Origin of the sequence: Pseudoalteromonas sp. R86517 (genome assembly GCF_042466295.1) — a bacterium.
Classification (GTDB): Bacteria; Pseudomonadota; Gammaproteobacteria; order Enterobacterales; family Alteromonadaceae; genus Pseudoalteromonas; species Pseudoalteromonas atlantica.
The window spans coordinates 2,265,738-2,285,127 of the sequence record NZ_JAXHCB010000001.1 but is presented as its reverse complement, the minus strand read 5'-3'; the positions used below and the strand labels follow the sequence as shown (position 1 = coordinate 2,285,127).

Below are 19,390 nucleotides of genomic sequence, written 5' to 3'. Positions count from 1 at the left end.
AGCAGCAATGTTTTTTTAATTTTTCCATTGCGCGCTTTATTACTCTAATTTTGTTATTAGTCATTTAGTAGGTTAATGTCTTTGAACACACTTTCTTTGCATCATACAAATACGGCTTTTGCTTCTAGCAAACCGCAAACGTGTGAGCGCTTGAATAAAGCGGGCAAGGGCGTGTGTGTCGCTATAACATTATTAGTGTTTAATACGGTAATGCTGCTAAGTGGTGCATTAGAGGATGCCTTTCAGCTTGAAGCGTTGTTTAGCAATGGCTCTATTGTTGAGCCTGTTTTGCTGCACGTTACGCAATTTTTAGCTCATCCGATCATATCTAGTCAGTTACTCATTGGCCTTTGCTGGTTATTGTTCCATATTTTTCCGGCGCGTCGTGCTGGAATAATCCTTCGTAAAGCCGCTTTCGCTTTTCGCGAGGCAAAAGTACACCAACCTGTGTCCGCTGCACATGGTTGTCGTGCTCCACCTAGCTTTACAGGTTGTCTGTAAGGCTTCACTTGTTGCTGGTTTTAATTATTTTTTCTTGCTGTAAATAATTAAAGTTTGCATTAGCAATGTAGCCGCGTGTTTTTATCACGTCAGCCAACCAACACTCACCCAAGTTAACTTTTATTACGTTAAATAAATGCGTTTAGAAGCTGGGTTTGTTGCTAGGTATTTTTTGCATCCACTTGCAGCGGGTTCAGTCCCCTTTATTTTTATAATTTAGTTCTAGTTAACTTGGGTTTTTATTGAAAAATCGTTGCTTAATTTTTATTCAAAGCAGCAAATTAAAACTCTAGGTTTGTAGGATATTCCCTTGTTAATTCGTAACCTTTGTAATATTGCTTTAGCTAGTACGGTGCTGACGTTGTCAGGCTGTAAAGGCGGGATACTCGATCCAAAAGGCCAAATAGGTATTGATGAGAAAAACTTAATCATCATTGCTACTGTCCTTATGCTGCTCGTAGTAATCCCCGTTATTGTGATGACTTTGTATTTCGCATGGAAATACCGAGACACACAAGATCATGAAATTTATGCACCAAAATGGGCTCATTCAAATAAGATTGAAGCCGTTGTTTGGGCTGTTCCTATTGTTATCGTTATTATTTTAGGTGTTATTACCTGGCAGTCTACCCAAGACTTAGACCCCTATAAACCTATTGAAGGTAAAGGCGAGCACCTCACTGTAGAGGTGGTTTCATTAAACTGGAAGTGGCTATTTATTTACCCAGAGCAAGGTATTGCAACGGTAAATGAATTGGTATTTCCGGCAAATGTGCCGGTGGAATACAAAATCACTTCAGAAAGCACAATGAACTCGTTTTTTATTCCTCAGCTAGGTAGTCAAATTTATTCTATGGCAGGCATGGAAACCAAGCTTCATTTAATCGCAAACGAGCCGGGCACATTTAAAGGCTTTTCTGCTAATTACAGTGGCGCAGGTTTTACCGGTATGAAGTTCAATGCCATTGCCACCCCAACACAAGCTGATTTTGACACGTGGGTAACAAGCGTTAAAGCCAATGCTAATAACCTCACTCATGCCAATTATGTTGAACTTGCAAAAGCCAGTGAAAACAATCCTGTTGCCTATTATGGCAAGGTCGACGACGGCCTATTTCATACCATTGTGATGAAATATATGCAGGCACATGGCGATATGAACAAAAAACATCAAGTGATGAGCGAGCATGGGCAAATGAGCAAAAAGCACCATGAAATGAATGAACACGCAATGCCTTCATCTCACAGCCAGGGCGAGGAATAATAATGTCGTTTTTAGGTAAACTTTCACTCGATGCAATTCCGTTTCATGAGCCAATTATAATGGTTACCATGACGGTGATAGCGATTGCCGGGCTTATTATTGCCGGGCTTATTACTAAATATAAAAAGTGGGGCGTGCTTTGGCACGACTGGATCACCTCTGTTGATCATAAACGCTTAGGCGTAATGTACATCTTTTTAGCATTAATAATGCTGTTTCGTGGTTTTTCTGATGCCATTATGATGCGTGCGCAGTTAGCACTTGCTACCAGCGGTGCACCTGGTTATTTGCCTCCTGAGCATTACGACCAAATATTTACAGCGCACGGCGTTATCATGATCATATTTATGGCTATGCCATTTATGATTGGCCTAATGAACATTGTATTGCCACTGCAAATTGGCGCACGCGATGTCGCTTTTCCATTTTTAAATAACCTAAGTTTTTGGTTTACTGCCAGCGGTGCCATTTTAATTAACTTGTCGCTTGTATTTGGTGAGTTTGCAAAAACAGGTTGGGTGGCGTATCCGCCGCTTTCGGAGCTGACTTTTAGCCCTGGGGTGGGGGTTGATTATTATATTTGGGCCTTGCAAATTTCCGGGCTCGGTACGCTTTTAACTGCAGTAAACTTTTTAGCGACTGTGTTTAAAATGCGTGCCCCAGGTATGACCCTAATGAAAATGCCAATTTTTACATGGGCATGTACATGGGCAAATATCTTAATTGCAGCATCTTTCCCTATTTTAACTGCTGTGCTGGGCATGCTAACGCTTGACCGTTACCTTGATTTTCACTTTTTTACCAATGCAGCGGGCGGCAACGCCATGATGTACATCAACCTGTTTTGGGCGTGGGGTCACCCTGAGGTTTATATTTTAGTACTGCCTGCTTTCGGTATTTTTTCTGAAATTATCTCAACCTTTGCCGGTAAACGTTTATTTGGTTACAAATCGATGGTGTATGCCAGCGGTGCAATCTCTATTTTAGGTTTTATTGTTTGGCTACACCACTTTTTCACCATGGGGTCGAGCGCCAACGTTAATGCGTTCTTTGGGGTAATGACCATGGTTATTGCCGTCCCAACTGGCGTTAAGCTATTCAACTGGTTGTTTACCATTTACCGCGGCCGTTTACGTATCAGCGTTCCTGTACTTTGGACATTAGGCTTTATGGTTACCTTTACAGTAGGCGGTATGACCGGCGTACTACTGGCTATTCCGGGTGCCGATTACGTGTTGCATAACAGTTTATTCTTAATTGCGCATTTCCATAACACAATCATTGGTGGCGCTGTATTTGGCTACCTTGCAGGTTTTGTATTTTGGTTCCCTAAAGCAATGGGCTTTAAGCTTAGCGAAAAATGGGGTAAAGCGTCTTTTTGGTGTTGGATAGTTGGTTTCTTCGTGGCGTTTATGCCGTTGTATGTACTTGGTTTCTTAGGTATGACACGTCGCTTAAACCACACTAATAACCCAGATTGGAACATGTGGTTATACATTGCAGCAGGCGGTGCTGTCATTATTATGTTTGGTATTATTTTCCAAGTCGTGCAGCTATTTGTCAGCTTTAGAGACCGCGAAGCACTTGACGATACAACCGGCGATCCGTGGAACGGGCATACACTAGAATGGGCAACTAGCTCACCTCCACAAGTGTATAACTTTGCCACTATTCCTCACGTTGATGACATTGATGCCTGGACCGAAGCGAAAGAAAAAGGCCAAGCGTATCAAACAAAAGCAAGCTACAGCCCAATTCATATGCCTAAAAACACAGCATCTGGGGTGTTAATTGCAGCAAGCTTAACTGTATTTAGCTTTGCCATGATCTGGCATATCTGGTGGTTAGCTGCCGTTGGTTTTGTTGGCGCAATTGCCTTATTTATCAAGCGTTGTTACACCAGCGATGTTGATTACTATATACAACCTGATGAAATCGCACGTATTGAAGCTGCGTATAATTCTAGTGGAAATAAGGAGCTAAGCGCGTGAGTACACTATCTGCGAATGTAGAAACTGCCCATTTAGACTCAGTTTCGCACGATGATCATGCACATGAGCATCACGATACCTCTGGCGATACAATTTTTGGCTTTTGGTTATACCTAATGACCGATTGCCTATTATTTGCCTCGTTTTTTGCCACTTACGCCGTGCTGTTTATGAACACAGCCGGTGGTGTATCAGGTAAAGACATTTTTGAACTCGACTTTGTTGCTGTAGAAACAGCGGCGCTACTCATTAGTAGTATTACTTTTGGCTTTGCCATGATTGCCGCACAAGGGCAAAAAAAGGCACTAACACTCACCTGGTTGTTTATTACCTTTTGTTTAGGTGCTGTGTTTATAGGCATGGAAATTTACGAATTTCATCACCTAATTGTGCATGGTAATGGTCCACAACAAAGTGCCTTTTTAACCTCATTCTTCTCGTTAGTAGGCTTACATGGTTTGCACGTAACTGCGGGTCTAATTTGGATGAGTATTATGATGATAGAAGTGGCTAAACGCGGCTTAGGTAAACAAACAGTGACACGCTTAAGCTGCCTAAGCCTATTTTGGCACTTCTTAGACATTGTTTGGATTTGTGTATTTACCGTTGTTTATTTAATGGGAGCAATGTAATGAGCCACAGCGAAGCGCACGCGTTAAAGCAAATGCAAAACGAGCACCATGATGAGTCTCATGGCAGCGTTAAAACGTACTTAATAGGCTTTGTGCTATCAATAATTTTAACCGCCATACCGTTTTACATGGTAATGGAAGGCGACTTTTCAAAAGTAACTACGCTTTGGAGCATTGTTACTTTAGCTATTGTACAAATTTGGGTGCACTTAAAATACTTTTTACACCTTAATTTTACGACAGAAGATGGTTGTGCAAGTACCTTCTCATTTTTATTCAGTGCCCTAATTATCGTCATGGTTGTTGGGTTATCGGTTTGGATAATTTACGAATCTAACGCAATGATGATGTACTAGGAGTTGAAGATGTTTCGTCGTTATTTATCAGTGACTAAGCCAGGCATTATTATGGGCAACCTTATCAGCGTTGCAGGCGGTTTTTTACTTGCCTCGCGCGGGGATATAGACCCATGGCTAATGGTTGTTACGCTTATTGGCTTGTCACTTGTGGTTGCATCGGGCTGTGCTATCAACAATGTAATTGATAGGGACATAGATGTAGCCATGGCACGTACTCGTACGCGGGTTACAGTAACAGGCGAAATGTCGGCCTTTGCTGCACTAAGTCACGGGGTTTTATTGGGGGTTGTAGGTTTTGGTTTACTCATTGCTTACACCACACAAGCCGCGGTATTTTTTGCAGCGTTTGGCTATATCATTTATGTTGGGGTTTATAGCCTTTACATGAAGCGCAACTCAGTTTATGGCACGTTTGTAGGTAGCCTTTCTGGCGCAGTGCCTCCTGTTGTAGGTTACTGCGCTGTAACCGGGCAGTTCGATATAGGTGCATTAATATTATTAGTTATGTTTAGTCTGTGGCAAATGCCACATTCATATGCCATTGCTATTTTTCGTTTTAAAGATTACCAAGCCGCAGGTATTCCCGTATTACCCGTAGCGCAAGGTATTGATAAAGCGAAGCGCCATATTGTACTTTATATTGCTGTGTACGCTTTAGTCGTCATGCTATTACCAATAAGTGGCTACACTGGCGCCGCCTTTATGGCAGTGGCGTGTATTACCAGTTTTTGGTGGTTACTTATGGCCCTGCGTGGCTATCGCCGTAATGTTAATTTAACGAGCTGGGCACGCCAAGTGTTTGCTTTTTCTATTATAAATATTACAGCACTCAGTATTGCTATGGCCGTTGACTACCACAGCGCAGCGCCACAACTGCTTACACTGATATAATTTTTTAAAGCTTTATATTTCCAAAGTTAATCCAAAGGCTCGAAAGGGCCTTTTTTCATGTTTGAAACTATTTTTTTAAACTTTCTGCTTCGTAAAATAAAGGTTTTAGGGTGCCGCAGTTTATAAATTTATACGTTAACTCATTCTGGCTAGGAAGGAGGGTTGAGGTTCTAAACTTTTGCATACAGGCATTTACCAAATCTACAAAAATTAAGTGGCTGAAACTAGGTGCTTGGCTAATTTTATGTATGTAAATTCGCTCTGTGCTACCTAGGTCTATCATGTCGTATTCTTGCCACTGGCTAGGTTTAGCTAAATCTTTTAATTGGCGAGCATATAGCTGCTTACTCATTTCTATTGTTCTGTTTGTGTAAATTAGGCTGCCTGCTTTTTTGTAATTGCCTTCGTACACATCTGCGGTAATGGTTATTTCTTCACCGCGCATTAAGCGTTGAATATTAAATGGTTTGGGCTTTAGCGTTATAAGCTCTGCGTTGCGTACAACATCTAAAAAAGCCACATCGGGGTTTTTAATCCTATACACCACTTGTACATCGTGCGGTGATTTATAGCCGGGTAAGTTAAACGCATAAATTCCTGAACCTTTATTCACCAGTGCTATTGCATGCTCAGCCTTGTATTTGGGGTTGAGTGGTGGCAATTCTGCTGCCTCTTCCTCAGCAAAAGCGTATCCGCTTATAGTAATGATCAACAAAGTAAGAAGTAAACGCATAATAATCTCAATTAATTTATGAGCTTAAATTGTAGTATATAGCTTTAATAACTCTAAATTTAATAGGTTTATTTTAAATACACATAGTAAAAAGGCTCGTAAGAGCCTTATTGCGTTTAAATATGGTAGGTTTTTACTTAATCGCTTTTTTAACTTCACGCCAGTCAATAATTTTAAAATTTTGTGGTTGTAGTGGCATACGGTTGTAGCCGTCTTGCACTATAAGCATGCCTTCAGGATAGCCTGGTAAAGGTTTTGCTGTAACGGTTAAGCCATCTGTTTCACCTGCGCCGTCAATGCCTTTATCTAGATTAGCAATCACATTAAATTTACCTGCAAAGCTTAGGCTAGGCTGTGTATCATCTGATATTTTATAAAGCACATAGCTATTATCGCCTTGGCTTGATACCACTAAATAACGAGTATCATCAGCATGATAGATTTCCATGCCTTCAACATCTGCCACAAGTTGCTCATTTACACCTTGTAGCATGAGCGCTTTGTTGCCAGAGGTTGGCTCTGCACCGATATACCAAATGCCTGCATCTTCTTCACCTGCAAATAATTGGCCTAGTTTATCATCGGCACTACAGCCTTCTGGTTGGCTTGGTAGGGTAAACTCTCTAACCAGTTTACCGCTTAAGTTACCTTGCTCACCGGTGAGTTTATATTGCTGGAATAAACCTGATTTATCATTAACAAATACGTATTGACCAGATTCAGACGAATACATACACATACCGTAAATCTCAGTCAGGTTTGTGGCTACTTCTGTTACATGGCTTACTTTATTATTACTATCCACAGTAAACACGCTAATACTGTTAAGCGTGCGGTTGCTGGCTGTGATCCAAGTCTGGGTTTCGTTGTTTATAGCCTGATGCTGGCGTACATCAACATTATTTAAACGCCCAACATTAAGCGATTGTACTTTGTTGCCAGCAAGATCATAAACCATTAAGCCGCGGCGTTTATCTGTGCCTAAAATTAAGCTGCTTTTAGCGTCGTGTTCATTTATCCAAATTGCCGGGTCATCCGCTGCATCACCAAATGCTGCAACTGGCGTTGTTTGTGCGCTGGCATAAATGTGAGTCATAGCGACTTGGTTTTGTGAAGTAACTGTTTGCGCTGTGTAGTTAACGTTTGCTTGAATATAGGCTCCTGTTTCATCATCAATTAAAACTAGCTGCGCTTGATTGTTATCGATCAAACTCGCTGCAACAGATTCAATGGTGTGATCGCCAGAAAGTGACCACTGACTTAGTTTTTCAGTATTTTCGTGGTAAGCATAGATCATATTGCCATCAGTGGCAGTAAGCCATAAAGTACCATCTTGTGATACTGATAATGCCCCGATTTCAGCTTTTAATTCACCGTAAGGCTCAACTAATGCCACTGGCTGTTTATTGGCATCGGATTCAGCATCAGCATTGATAGCCCAAACGCCGAGTTCAGCTTCGCCCACATACAAGGTTTTTGTTTCATCATTAACAGCACAGCCTGAAGCCTCAGTGACTGCAGAGAACTCACGTACTGCAATATTTTTAGCTTGTTTAGTGGCTAAATCATAAATAATGGTTTCGCTGATCAAGCCTCGAACATCCGGCACAAATGCTGAGACAGTCTTGTTATCAGTGTTTTTAAATAAACACACGGCATCAGGCTGAGCTTGAGGCGGGGTAATACGAGAGAGTTCATTTATCTGCCAAGTTTGACCATTTTTTTCAAGCTTAAAGATGGCGACGTTGTCTTGGCTTTTATCAATGCTTGAGAGTAAAAATTGCTGCGCTGATAATTGTTTTAGTGAAATTGACTCAAAGTTTCCGGCGAGCAGCACTCGGCTTTGCTCGTTATCGGCAATTAATAAGCCTTGGCTTTCACTGGCAATAAGCCATTGATTATTACCAAGTGCAGCGGCTTGTGAGCCTTGCATGTTTTGTTGTGGGCCGAATAATTTAGTTTCAATATCTGTTTTTTCAATATATGGCTTTGCAATAGCTGTATTATTTTGCGTATCGTCATTACTTGTACAAGCGCTTATTGCAGTTATTAGGAGTGCACTGCCAAGCACCGCTGAAATTGTATTTAGTTTAAAGTTCATTATTTTATCCTTTACTTATCTATGTGCTTTTCAGTGCTAAAACGTACTTCACCAAGGTGATTAATCGCACTTACACTGAGTGTTTCGCCATTGATAGATACACTTAAAAAACCAGGTGTTGCTTCTGCGTAGCGGGTAAATTCACGTTGTTTTACAAACCGTGCTTCACTGCCTCCACCAGAGACAAAGTGAGCCACTTTGCTATTTTTTGGTTGATTGTATTGCAAGTCGTGCTCGTGCCCTGCGATATAAGCGTGCACGTTATGACGCTCCAAAATAGGTTCTAAAATGTCGCGAAGCCCTTGGTTACGGCCAAAGCGTTTACCACTTGAATAAAGCGGGTGATGGCCTACCACAATTTTCCATTTTGCTTTACTGCCTGCAAGTTGGGTTTCAAGCCAAGTAAGCTGGGCTTTATAGCCTGGCCCTTGGGTTGAGCGGTATTTATCACGGTCTTTATATTCAGGCTGGATCGGATTGGTATCTAAAAAAACCATTAACACTTGCTCGTTGTTTTCAAGCGCAAATGTTTTACTGTAGTACCTTGCAGGTAACTGCCAACGCTGGCTTTTTTCTGTGTAGTCAATTTGTGCTTGGGCGTTACCCAAGTAATCGTGATTACCTAAAACAACATACCAATCTTCAAATGTGTGAGGGCCGTGGTATATGTTCTCAAAGGCTGATTGCCAAAGCGGATCGTTGACGCTTGCTACCCCATTTGGGTAAAAGTTATCGCCAGTTGAGACGATAAAGTCAGCATCAGTTTGGTACATGGCTATTTCTAATTGGTGAGCCACTTCTTTTTGATAAAAGTGGCCGTTGTGCCCCCAATCACCAATTACCATAAAGTTAAGGCTATCAGGTAGCGTATTTAACTTAGCTATTTTTTGCTGTTGATAAAGCTCATCTTTATAAATAACAGGCTCGACAGCACTGAGCGCTGATGAGCTCAGTAGGGCGGCCATTATGAAAGACAATTTAAACATGTTCTAACTCCAAAAGGCACGTAATAGCAAGCGATTACGTGCCTAATATGATGATGCCTGCTATTAAAATGCGTAGCGCAACATTACTTGAATGACTGGGCCTGCTTCTTCAGATTCAAGCTCGTACTCATCAAAGTCACGATTGTTTTGGTCATCAAGTGAGTCAAATTTGTTAAAAACTTCATCCTTACTGGCATCAAGTAGGTTTGAACCCACTAGGCGAAGGGTTACGTCATCCCAGCGCTTTTCAACAAAAAGCTCTAAATCAGCACCATAAGAGGTGGTAACTTCTTCCCCTACAAAGCGTCCGTATGCATCACCTTGGTTACGGTAAGTTGCACCAAATGATGCACGTAGTATTGGTAAATCTTGGATAAAGCCAATGTTATAAACATAATCTGATTGGTCGTTAAATTTACGTTTGCCAAAACTGTCTTCAACTTCACTGTCAAGCCAAGAGTAGTTTAAGAAAATACCAGTATTTGGCATGTTGATTGCGCTCAGTGGCGTTGATAAATCAAACTCAATACCTTGTACAGTGCCATCGCCAGTATTTTGTGGTTGCAGTACAAATGTACCTTCGCCTTCTGAGCCTTCAACACCTGTGCTGGCAATTTCAATTAGGTCGCTAACGACACGGTAAAATACGTTTACACCGACAACGCCACTTTTACCTAAACGGTATTCGTAACCTAAATCGATACCCCAAGAAGATTCTGGCTTAAGATTTGGGTTACCTAAAAAGTCATTATCAGCGAGCTCTTCTTCAAGTAGGGCGGGTGTTATGTAGTCAAAGTCAGGGCGACGTAAGCTACGTGCAATAGAGGCGCTTACTCGACCGTTATCGCTGACACTGTAACGAAAGTGAGCCGAAGGTAAAATAAAGTCATAGTCATTTTTTGCAGTAACGCCTTCATTGGTATCGGTAATGTTTGAGTCAGTTGACTCCCAACGTACACCCATCTCCCATGAGAACACATCAGCTTCGTGTTTGATTAATGCAAATAAGTCAAAACGGTCTTCTTCAAGCGTATTAACGCCACCATCTACTGCTTCAAATTCGTTGTTAAATTGTGCTAATGACATTGGCGTCTGGCTAAATTGATCCCAGCCAGTAAGTGTTTGCTCATTTTCATCTTCAGCTTCAAAAATTGCTGTGTCGCGCTCTTTTCCTTGTACAAAAGCACCGAACTGAACTTCTTTTGAGTCACCGAGCAGTAAGCTATGTTGCCATTGTAATGACCATTCTTTATCGTCAATATCAACAGTTTCTTCTGCTTCCTCAAAAACCATTGGGAGCTCAGATGTATCAAGCTCAACTTCTTGCTCGTAAACTGACTCTTCAAAGCTGGCATAGCCTACTTTAAATTTGCTGGTACCGCCTAATAACGGTAATTCATAACCTGAGTTAATGTTGTAGTTAGTTTGATCAATATAAGCGACGTTCGCGTTATCTGAGAGCAAGTTGCCACCTTCAACAAGCGATCCTGAGGTTGCAGATGCATCATCATATTCAAAAGAACGCTCGTCTTCGGTACGGTCTGTATCAACCCACATAGCGCTAATATCAAACTTGCCACCGTTATCAAATACCTTTTCAAAGCTGGCATTTAATGATGTGTCATCGCCATCACGAGTATCAGATTGATCTTCACGGTTATCAAAATCATCAGTTGCGTAATTAGGGTTATTTTCAGGGCTATCACCATAACGTATGCTTGATTTTTGTTTTGGGTTATAACGACCTTGAAAATTAGCGCCTAGTAGTAAACGTCCACCTGCAAACTCAGTACCGTAAACGCCCGCAAAGCTTTCTTTTAGTTCACCATCATCATAGCGTAATCCTCCTGCGCGAATATAACCGCCGTCTAAGCTGTAGCCATCGCGAAGTACAATGTTAAGGGTGCCCGCAATTGCATCGGCAGAGCGGTTGGCACTTGATGAACGAATTATTTCTACACGCTCGATTAATTCTGCTGGAATACGGTCAACAAAAAATGAGCGATCAGCACCAGCGCCTGGAACTTCTTCGCCATTGATCAGTACTTTTGTGTAAGCAGGGCTCAAACCGCGCATACGTGCGCCGTCAGACTCAAGCACATCTGATAAAAACGTCACACTCGGTACACGCTTTAGTGCATCACCTGCTGTTAGTGGTTCAAAACGCTGAAAGTATTCTTGAGAGTATTCAAGCGTTGGGGCTAGTTCTTGTGAGCGGTTGCGATAACCTATTTCGCCATAGACTACTAACTCTTCAGATACTTTTACATCAGTTCTGTGTTCTTCTTGTGCTGCATGTACTGCTAAATTGCAAAGTGATAGCGCTGTTACCAGTGCTTTAAGTTTAAAGTGTGCCATGTAATTTGCTCCTGTTGCTGCTTGGTTTGAAAGCAAACTAATTAAATTAAATGACGCAAATGTGACAACACCCTATTTAGATCAGCAGGTTATTAAGGTTTTAAAAGCTTTATCTTGGCGTGTGAGCTAATCGCACTCCCAAGCAATATAGCGTTAATGGGCTATGTGCAGGTTATAATTAAGTGCTTATCATTTAGCTGTCACATCATTGAGCTAATATGACCCTGCTACAAAAAATGCACTTCGGGTAGCATAAATACATACGCAATTTAAATAAGACAAACTATGCGATTTAATCCCTTTATTAGCCATCGGCTTTTAACAAACAGTATTATAGCTATGGCGTTATTAGCCATATTTTTATGTGCCTATTTAGGGGAGCTCAAAGAGCTGCAACACATACAATGGCTCGATATTATTGGTGAGGGCGGCATAGTGATTATGACCCTAACTTGGATTGTTGCCTTACTTATTTCGCGCCCGCCGGGCAAAGTTACTCGTTATTTGGTGCTTGGGCTTGGTTTATTTATGTTCTCGGCCACGCTCGATTTGCTCGATGAGTGGTTAATGCAACCTGCGCAGCAGTGGCTAAGCTGGATAGAGTCACTGCCAGCCCCCGTTGGGATGCTACTAACCAGTTTAGGTTTATACCATTGGCACCAAGAGCAATATGTTTTAAATAAACAGCTAAGGCGCCGTGAAGCACATTTACGTGAGCACGACAAAGTATGCCCCGTTACCGGCGTTTATACAGCCGAATACTTACAAAGCGTTTTAAACACGCAGCTTAAGGCGCCGCAGCCAGTTTTATTAGCCGCTATTGATATACGCGACTTCGCTCGTTTTAATAATGAGTTTGGTTTTAGCGAAGGGGATCGACTGCTACGCGAAATAAGCGAGCTTATACTAATGAACTGTCGGTTAAGCGATGTGGTATGTCGTTATGCGGGAGACTGTTTTATGGTGCTAATGCCAGCCACATCAAAGCAGCAAGGCCAAGAGCTTCTTAGGCAAATAACAGCCGCATTAAAACATTGTGCTTTTAAAGTAGAAGGCTCTGGGCTTGCTAAGTTTCAGTGTGTAACTACCCACATCATACAAGCGCAAAAAAGTGATACAGCTCACATGCTAATGCAACAATTGCACAGCGGCCTACAACTACAAAAACAACAAAGAGCCACCAGCAGTGAACAGTTATGTTAGCTTAAGTGACAAGTATTTAACTGCACAGGGGCTTATAACTGCCGTTGTAGAGCTTGCGCAAAGTAGGGGGGTTGCCTTACATAAGTTGTTACGGGGCACCGGGATTTTTGAGCAAGACTTACTCAGCGTTGAGCATTGCTTTAGTTTAGAGCAGCAAGTTAAATTACTAAGTCAATTTAAACGCCTAATGAACACCCCCGACAGCGGTTTTTTACTAGGTAGTCAATTAGTTAACGATTCAAGTAGCGCAGCACAAAGTGTATTGTACAGCGCTAAACTAGGAGCGGCACTGTTACAAATACAGCGAGCGCATTTACAGCTTTGCCCTTTGTTTTTTAGTCAGCACTATGTAAGTAATCAGCAATTTTATATTTTTTTAAATGCTGCTACAGGGCTTGATGACGACCTACACAACTACATTTTAGAAATTTACAGTGCTGCGTTTTATAGTTTATTAAAGCGTTTGAGCCCGCACTATCCGCAATGTGAGTTCGACTTTAGCTTTAAGCGACCGCGTCATATTCATCAGTACGAGCAACATTTAGGTTTAAAGCTGCGTTTTGAGCAGCCAACAACTCGTTGGGTTATTAGCAAAACATTACTTCGCCAAGCTAACCCGTGCGCCAGCGAATTACGCTTTATGCAAGCACGCGCTCAATTGGCTGTAAAATCTCACGAAAAATACACCTTTATAGAGGCTGTTTGGCGCTATCTACACACTTACAACGAGGCAAGTTTAGAGCAAACCGCCCAGTATTTTGCCATGAGCCCAGCCACGTTTAAACGAAAACTAAAATGCCATAGTATGCGCTTTTCGAGCTTAGTTGATGAGCAAAATAAACATAAAGCCATTTATTTACTTACCTTGCGCGCTAAGTGCAATGAGCAAGTTGCTGAGCGTTTGGCATTTTACGATATTCCTAACTTTAGGCGGGCATTTAAACGTTGGACAGGGCTAACCCCAAGCCAGTTAAAAGTATAAAGCGCACAGGTTAATACTTATTTTAAAAACCAGCAGCCTGCTCAATCACTATTGCATGGCGCTGCGCTAAACGCGTATGGTCTCTGTCGTAGCCGCCACCAATAACACTGGCAATAGCGGTGTTATGTTCAAGGCAGCGCTTAAACACTAAATGGTCACGCTGTTTAATGCCGTCCCAGCTTATATCTAGTTTGCCTAAACCATCGTCTTGCCAAATATCTACACCCGCATCGTATAAGACTAAATCGGGGTTGAGTTCTTTTAGTAAAAACTGCAGCGTATCATCCTCAATGCCTAAGTATTCTGCGTCTTGCATATTGTTAGCAAGGCCTATGTCTAAATCGCTGGGGGATTTTCTAAACGGGAAGTTTTTTTCGCAGTGTATAGAGCAGGTATACGCATACGGCTGATGTGCAAGCATTGCAGCTGTGCCATCGCCTTGGTGTACGTCTAAATCAAAAATGAGCACGTTGGTCACTTCACCGCTTTGTATTAATGTTTGCGCGGTAAAGGCTAAGTCGTTCACCATACAAAAACCTGAGCCAAAATCAGTGTGTGCATGGTGCGTACCGCCTGCTAAATGACAGGCTAAGCCATGCTTTAATGCTAAGCGTGCAGTTTGTAATGTGCCTTGTGGGGCGGTGAATGTACGGTTCATTAGCGGTTGCGACCAAGGTAAGCCAATGCGGCGCATGGCTTTTTCGTCTAGACGGTTATGCCATAAATCGTGAATGTAGTTTTCGCAGTGTACCAGTTCAAGTGGCTCGGGGGAGCCCAAAATAGGCTCTACTAAATTATTACCTGCAATGCCTAAACCTTTAACCTGCTCATATAAATGAGCAAATTTACTCATTACAAATCGGTGCTTAGGGTCAAAGCTAAACGAATAATTACTGTGATAGACCAAAGGTAAGTGAGGGTTTAGGCGCATAACCGTATCAATAATAAAGTTTGCGCTATGGTAATAAACTTAACTAAGGGAGTCTATTGCCGCTATTCAATCAATGAGGCAAGCTCGCGATGAAGTAATTGTTCATCGGCTAAATTAAGTTCAACTAACCGTTTTAAATAGGTAATGCTGTTTATATCTATATGGTGGCAATTAAGGCCGATGTGTTTATCTTCTATGTGGCAAATAAACACCTCCATTTTTATTTCTATATCACTTTGTGGCAAGGTAAAGCGCAAGGTGGCTTCGCTATTTTTTGTGCCACTAAACGCCGCGCATTTAGTAATGAGTGCGCCATGTAAAGATACATCGAGTAATTTGCATGGGTAGCTCTCTCCTGCAAATTCTAATTGAGCCGCGGTTGAAAAAAGAATACGCGAGAACTGACGTCGATTTTCCATAAAACGAGTTGCCTTTATTGTAATATTTAAATCAAGCATAGCGGGAAATAGCCCATAGCGATAAAAAATGGCATAAAAAAACCCCGCATAAATGCAGGGTTTGTTATATCAGTTAACAATTAACCAATTTTTTTGTACTTAATACGCTTAGGTTGTGCAGCTTCTGCGCCTAACGTCTTTTTAAGCCACTCTTCGTATTCTGTGTAGTTACCATCGAAGAAGTTGATTTGGCCTTCGTCGCGGTAATCTAAAATATGCGTTGCAATACGGTCAAGGAACCAACGGTCATGCGATATACACATTACACAGCCTGGGAACTCTAAAATAGCGTTCTCAAGGGCGCGTAGTGTTTCAACGTCTAGATCATTGGTTGGCTCATCCAGTAGCACCACGTTACCACCCGCTTTTAAAAGCTTAGCAAGGTGTAAACGGTTACGCTCACCACCTGATAAATCTTTTACAAACTTTTGCTGATCGTTACCTTTAAAGTTAAAGCGGCTAACGTATGCACGGCTTGGGAACTCAAAGTTACCAATTTTTAGCACGTCTTGTCCGTCAGATATTTCTTGGAATACAGTTTTGCTTTCGTCCATATTGCCACGGAACTGATCAACCGTTGCAAGCTCTACAGTTTCACCTACGCTAATGCTGCCGCTATCAGGTTGCTCTTCGCCGCTTAGCATTTTAAATAGGGTTGATTTACCCGCGCCATTGGCACCAATAATGCCCACAATCGCGCCTTTTGGCATACTAAAGCTTAAATCGTCGATTAATACGCGATCGCCAAAACTCTTACGTAAGTTATTAACTTCAAGCACTTGGTCACCTAAACGCGGACCAGGTGGAATAAATAGCTCGTTAGTTTCGTTACGCTTTTGGTAATCAGACTGCTGTAGCTCGCTAAACTGCGCCATACGCGCTTTAGACTTAGCTTGACGACCTTTAGGGTTTGAACGTACCCACTCAAGCTCTTGAGCAATTGATTTTTGACGTGCTTTTTCAGATTTTTGCTCTTGTTGTAAGCGCGCATCTTTTTGCTCAAGCCAAGAAGAGTAGTTACCTTCCCACGGAATACCTTCACCACGGTCAAGCTCTAGTATCCAGCCAGCTACATTATCAAGGAAGTAACGGTCATGCGTTACCGCCACAACAGTGCCTTCGTAATCATGTAAGAAGCGCTCAAGCCAAGCAACCGACTCAGCATCTAAGTGGTTAGTAGGCTCATCGAGAATAAGCATATCTGGTTTTTCGAGTAATAAACGACAAATAGCAACACGGCGGCGCTCACCACCTGAAAGGTGCTCAATTTTAGCATCCCATTCAGGTAAACGAAGTGCATCTGCAGCGCGTTCTAAAACGTTATCGATGTTGTGACCATCGTGCGCTTGAATAATAGCTTCAAGCTCGCCTTGCTCTTTTGCTAGGGCGTCAAAGTCAGCGTCTTCCATTGCGTACTCGTTGTACACTTCGTCAAGGCGGTTAAGGGCATGTTTTACTTCGCCAACAGCTTCTTCAACTATTTCGCGTACTGTTTTGCTTTCATCCAGTACTGGCTCTTGCGGTAAGTAACCAATTTTAGTACCAGGTTGAGGGCGAGCTTCACCTTCAAAGTCTTGGTCAACACCGGCCATAATGCGAAGTAATGTAGATTTACCAGCACCATTTAAACCTAGCACACCAATTTTAGCGCCAGGGAAAAAGTGCAACGAAATATCTTTTAAAATTGTGCGCTTAGGTGGCACAACTTTAGATACTCGACTCATCGAGAATATAAACTTATCAGGTAAAACCATGGAGGAAAGCCTTCAAATAATAATAAAAATTTCAATGTTGTATTGTAGTGGCTCACGGGTGAAACAGTCAACGAATGGCGGGTTTTAAAGCGCTAATGGCTGCAGGTTGATAAAGTATAAAATCATGAATAAATTTCATTTAGACATCTATACATCTAGAGGTTGAAATTTTTAGCATACTGTTCATAATGAGAGCGTATAAATTCTCGGTTTTTATGAGTAGGAGTAAAAAAATATGCCAATTACAGTGAAAGACGAGCTACCGGCTATTGCCCGTTTACGTGAAGAAAACGTGTTTGTAATGCCAAAAAGTCGCGCAAAAACGCAAGAAATTCGTCCTATGCGTTTGGCTATTTTAAATTTAATGCCTAATAAAGTAGAAACCGAAGTGCAGTTTATTCGTTTGCTTGCCAATTCTCCTTTGCAAGTAAATGTAGAGCTATTACGCCTAGATACGCATCGCAGTAGTAGCAACTCAGAAGAGCACCTAGATACCTTTTACCGTTATTTTTCAGAAGTGAAAGACAATAACTACGATGCGTTAATTGTTACCGGTGCACCACTCGCACACCTCGAATACGACGATGTTGCGTACTGGGATGAGCTAAAAGTGATTATTGATTGGGCAGAGCAGCACGTTACCTCTACGCTGTTTTCGTGCTGGGCGGCACATGCGGCGCTTTATTATCGTTACAATTTAAAACGCGATTTAAAAGAAGATAAACTTTGTGGTGTGTTTACTCACCAGTGTTACTTTGATCATGGGGCACTTACTCGTGGCTTCGACGACAACTTTTTAGTGCCGCACTCACGTTATGGCCACATAGATATAAATAAAATAAATGCCTGCGACGATATAGTGGTATTGGCAGGCTCTGAAAAAGTAGGCGCTTACTTAATGAAAAATAAGTCGGGCAGCCAAGTGTTTATAACCGGCCACCCAGAATACGATGCCGACACATTAAAAGCAGAGTACGAGCGCGATTTACAAAAAAGCCCTGATGCGCCAAAACCCGAAAACTATTTTCCAGATAACGATGCAAGCAAAAAGCCGTCAAAAACGTGGCAAAGCCATGCCTTTTTGCTGTTTTCGAACTGGTTAAATTACTACGTGTACCAAACGACCCCTTATGATATTAATTTAGTTAGCCAAGATGTGAGGACTAACAACTATGCCGAATAACGTGCAAAACAATAATAAACACAGCGAATTAAGCGCTGCATTAAAAGAGCGTATTTTAATTTTAGATGGCGCCATGGGCACCATGATCCAAACTCACAAGCTTGAAGAAGAAGACTACCGAAGCGAGCGCTTTAAAGACTGGCACGTACTAATTAAAGGCAATAACGATTTATTAAGCCTTACAAAACCTGAGCTAATTGCCGATATACACCGCAGCTTTTTAGCCGCCGGTGCAGACATTATTGAAACCAATACCTTTAACTCAACCACCATTTCGATGGAAGATTACGACATGGCAAGCATAAGCCGTGAGGTAAACTTAGAGTCGGCAAAACTCGCACGCGCAATATGTGACGAGTTCACCGCTAAAAACCCAGAAAAACCACGCTACGTAGCCGGTGTGTTAGGGCCAACCTCTAAAACCTGCTCAATTTCGCCAGATGTAAACGACCCAGGCTATCGTAATATTACCTTTGATAAGCTGGTTACTGCGTATGTTGAGTCTACCCTTGCATTAATGGAAGGCGGCGCTGATTTAATACTTATCGAAACCATTTTCGACACGCTAAATGCAAAAGCTGCCTCATTCGCAGTAGAAGAAGCGTTTGAGCAAGCAGGGCGCACATTACCTGTAATGATCTCGGGCACAATTACCGATGCCTCTGGGCGTACGCTTTCGGGGCAAACCACCGAAGCATTTTATAACTCTATTCGCCATATTAAGCCGCTTTCTATAGGCCTTAACTGCGCCCTAGGGCCAGATTTACTTCGCCAATACGTAGAAGAGCTTTCGCGCGTATGCGAAACATTTACCTCAGTACACCCAAATGCAGGTTTACCAAATGAGTTTGGTGAGTACGACCTAGAAGCAGAGGACATGGCGAAAGAGATTATAGACTGGGGCAAATCGGGCTTTATAAATATTGTTGGTGGCTGCTGTGGCACAACGCCTGCGCATATTCGTGCGTTTGCCAAAGGGCTTGAAGGCGTTAAACCTCGCGCGTTGCCAGAGCTTGATGTTCGTATGCGTTTATCAGGCCTTGAAGCCTGTAACTTAAACTAG

General features: G+C 42.1%; 17 protein-coding genes. 10 read left to right on the top strand and 7 right to left on the bottom strand.

Features of this window, described 5'->3' with window-relative positions:
- Window positions 1-81 precede the first annotated feature (81 nt).
- The 6 genes from SJY38_RS10295 (at window position 82) to cyoE (ending at window position 5,638) form a co-directional block, all read left to right on the top strand.
- On the top strand, window positions 82-501 hold the full coding sequence (locus SJY38_RS10295) for a hypothetical protein (RefSeq protein ID WP_096042109.1): 420 nt from the start codon (window positions 82-84) through the stop codon (window positions 499-501).
- 310 nt (window positions 502-811) lie between these two features.
- Window positions 812-1,765: a ubiquinol oxidase subunit II gene (cyoA, locus tag SJY38_RS10290; RefSeq protein ID WP_377109706.1), complete on the top strand. Its 954-nt coding sequence runs from the start codon at window positions 812-814 to the stop codon at window positions 1,763-1,765.
- Between the two features lie 2 nt (window positions 1,766-1,767).
- Window positions 1,768-3,756 carry a cytochrome o ubiquinol oxidase subunit I gene (gene cyoB, locus SJY38_RS10285; RefSeq protein ID WP_004587446.1) on the top strand — a complete coding sequence of 663 codons (1,989 nt, stop codon included), beginning with the start codon at window positions 1,768-1,770 and terminating at the stop codon, window positions 3,754-3,756.
- A complete protein-coding gene (gene cyoC, locus SJY38_RS10280) occupies window positions 3,753-4,388 on the top strand; it encodes a cytochrome o ubiquinol oxidase subunit III (protein ID WP_055252952.1) in 636 nt (211 codons plus the stop codon). The genes cyoB and cyoC overlap by 4 nt, the downstream gene beginning before the upstream one ends.
- Window positions 4,388-4,744: a cytochrome o ubiquinol oxidase subunit IV gene (gene cyoD / locus SJY38_RS10275; protein WP_377109705.1), complete on the top strand. Its 357-nt coding sequence runs from the start codon at window positions 4,388-4,390 to the stop codon at window positions 4,742-4,744. The genes cyoC and cyoD overlap by 1 nt, the downstream gene beginning before the upstream one ends.
- 9 nt (window positions 4,745-4,753) lie before the next feature.
- Window positions 4,754-5,638 carry a heme o synthase gene (gene cyoE, locus SJY38_RS10270; protein ID WP_064386876.1) on the top strand — a complete coding sequence of 295 codons (885 nt, stop codon included), beginning with the start codon at window positions 4,754-4,756 and terminating at the stop codon, window positions 5,636-5,638.
- Window positions 5,639-5,705: 67 nt separating this feature from the next.
- Here cyoE and SJY38_RS10265 read toward each other — a convergent pair whose 3' ends face one another.
- The 4 genes from SJY38_RS10265 to SJY38_RS10250 all read right to left on the bottom strand — a co-directional run bounded on the left by SJY38_RS10265 (window position 5,706) and on the right by SJY38_RS10250 (window position 11,816).
- Window positions 5,706-6,371 carry a hypothetical protein gene (locus tag SJY38_RS10265; protein WP_377109704.1) on the bottom strand — a complete coding sequence of 222 codons (666 nt, stop codon included), beginning with the start codon at window positions 6,369-6,371 and terminating at the stop codon, window positions 5,706-5,708.
- 133 nt (window positions 6,372-6,504) lie between these two features.
- Window positions 6,505-8,472 (bottom strand): phytase, encoded by a 1,968-nt coding sequence (locus SJY38_RS10260; RefSeq protein WP_377109703.1) that lies wholly within the window; start codon window positions 8,470-8,472, stop codon window positions 6,505-6,507.
- Between the two features lie 11 nt (window positions 8,473-8,483).
- The gene (locus SJY38_RS10255; protein WP_377109702.1) at window positions 8,484-9,458 is read right to left on the bottom strand and encodes a metallophosphoesterase; all 975 of its coding nucleotides are present in this window, start codon (window positions 9,456-9,458) and stop codon (window positions 8,484-8,486) included.
- 63 nt (window positions 9,459-9,521) lie between these two features.
- The gene (locus SJY38_RS10250; protein WP_377109701.1) at window positions 9,522-11,816 is read right to left on the bottom strand and encodes a TonB-dependent receptor plug domain-containing protein; all 2,295 of its coding nucleotides are present in this window, start codon (window positions 11,814-11,816) and stop codon (window positions 9,522-9,524) included.
- 285 nt (window positions 11,817-12,101) lie between these two features.
- On the opposite strand from SJY38_RS10250, the gene SJY38_RS10245 reads away from it, so the two are divergent.
- Together SJY38_RS10245 and SJY38_RS10240 are read left to right on the top strand one after the other, a co-directional pair.
- Window positions 12,102-13,019 carry a GGDEF domain-containing protein gene (locus SJY38_RS10245; protein WP_377109700.1) on the top strand — a complete coding sequence of 306 codons (918 nt, stop codon included), beginning with the start codon at window positions 12,102-12,104 and terminating at the stop codon, window positions 13,017-13,019.
- Complete coding sequence (locus SJY38_RS10240; protein ID WP_377109699.1) at window positions 13,003-14,001, top strand: helix-turn-helix domain-containing protein; 999 nt, start codon at window positions 13,003-13,005, stop codon at window positions 13,999-14,001. The genes SJY38_RS10245 and SJY38_RS10240 overlap by 17 nt, the downstream gene beginning before the upstream one ends.
- 22 nt (window positions 14,002-14,023) lie before the next feature.
- Here the strand turns inward: SJY38_RS10240 and SJY38_RS10235 are convergent, their stop codons facing one another.
- The 3 genes from SJY38_RS10235 to ettA all read right to left on the bottom strand — a co-directional run bounded on the left by SJY38_RS10235 (window position 14,024) and on the right by ettA (window position 17,144).
- Window positions 14,024-14,932: a histone deacetylase gene (locus SJY38_RS10235; protein ID WP_377109698.1), complete on the bottom strand. Its 909-nt coding sequence runs from the start codon at window positions 14,930-14,932 to the stop codon at window positions 14,024-14,026.
- A gap of 62 nt (window positions 14,933-14,994) precedes the next feature.
- Window positions 14,995-15,351 (bottom strand): PilZ domain-containing protein, encoded by a 357-nt coding sequence (locus tag SJY38_RS10230; protein ID WP_029773844.1) that lies wholly within the window; start codon window positions 15,349-15,351, stop codon window positions 14,995-14,997.
- A gap of 119 nt (window positions 15,352-15,470) precedes the next feature.
- Complete coding sequence (ettA, locus tag SJY38_RS10225; protein WP_029773845.1) at window positions 15,471-17,144, bottom strand: energy-dependent translational throttle protein EttA; 1,674 nt, start codon at window positions 17,142-17,144, stop codon at window positions 15,471-15,473.
- 235 nt (window positions 17,145-17,379) lie between these two features.
- On the opposite strand from ettA, the gene metA reads away from it, so the two are divergent.
- Together metA and SJY38_RS10215 are read left to right on the top strand one after the other, a co-directional pair.
- Window positions 17,380-18,327, top strand: a complete 948-nt coding sequence (gene metA, locus SJY38_RS10220) for a homoserine O-succinyltransferase (protein ID WP_377109697.1) — start codon at window positions 17,380-17,382, stop codon at window positions 18,325-18,327.
- Complete coding sequence (locus tag SJY38_RS10215) at window positions 18,317-19,390, top strand: homocysteine S-methyltransferase family protein (protein ID WP_377109696.1); 1,074 nt, start codon at window positions 18,317-18,319, stop codon at window positions 19,388-19,390. Before metA ends, SJY38_RS10215 begins: the two co-directional genes overlap by 11 nt.

What these genes read in the sequence shown, in the direction of transcription:
- cyoB (WP_004587446.1), top strand. Translation starts at nt 1,768, where the DNA reads ATGTCGTTTTTAGGTAAACTTTCACTCGATGCAATTCCGTTTCATGAG.
- cyoD (WP_377109705.1), top strand. Translation starts at nt 4,388, where the DNA reads ATGAGCCACAGCGAAGCGCACGCGTTAAAGCAAATGCAAAACGAGCAC.
- cyoE (WP_064386876.1), top strand. Translation starts at nt 4,754, where the DNA reads ATGTTTCGTCGTTATTTATCAGTGACTAAGCCAGGCATTATTATGGGC.
- SJY38_RS10265 (WP_377109704.1), bottom strand. Translation starts at nt 6,371, where the DNA reads ATGCGTTTACTTCTTACTTTGTTGATCATTACTATAAGCGGATACGCT.
- SJY38_RS10260 (WP_377109703.1), bottom strand. Translation starts at nt 8,472, where the DNA reads ATGAACTTTAAACTAAATACAATTTCAGCGGTGCTTGGCAGTGCACTC.
- SJY38_RS10255 (WP_377109702.1), bottom strand. Translation starts at nt 9,458, where the DNA reads ATGTTTAAATTGTCTTTCATAATGGCCGCCCTACTGAGCTCATCAGCG.
- SJY38_RS10250 (WP_377109701.1), bottom strand. Translation starts at nt 11,816, where the DNA reads ATGGCACACTTTAAACTTAAAGCACTGGTAACAGCGCTATCACTTTGC.
- SJY38_RS10245 (WP_377109700.1), top strand. Translation starts at nt 12,102, where the DNA reads ATGCGATTTAATCCCTTTATTAGCCATCGGCTTTTAACAAACAGTATT.
- SJY38_RS10235 (WP_377109698.1), bottom strand. Translation starts at nt 14,932, where the DNA reads ATGCGCCTAAACCCTCACTTACCTTTGGTCTATCACAGTAATTATTCG.
- SJY38_RS10230 (WP_029773844.1), bottom strand. Translation starts at nt 15,351, where the DNA reads ATGGAAAATCGACGTCAGTTCTCGCGTATTCTTTTTTCAACCGCGGCT.
- ettA (WP_029773845.1), bottom strand. Translation starts at nt 17,144, where the DNA reads ATGGTTTTACCTGATAAGTTTATATTCTCGATGAGTCGAGTATCTAAA.
- metA (WP_377109697.1), top strand. Translation starts at nt 17,380, where the DNA reads ATGCCAATTACAGTGAAAGACGAGCTACCGGCTATTGCCCGTTTACGT.
- SJY38_RS10215 (WP_377109696.1), top strand. Translation starts at nt 18,317, where the DNA reads ATGCCGAATAACGTGCAAAACAATAATAAACACAGCGAATTAAGCGCT.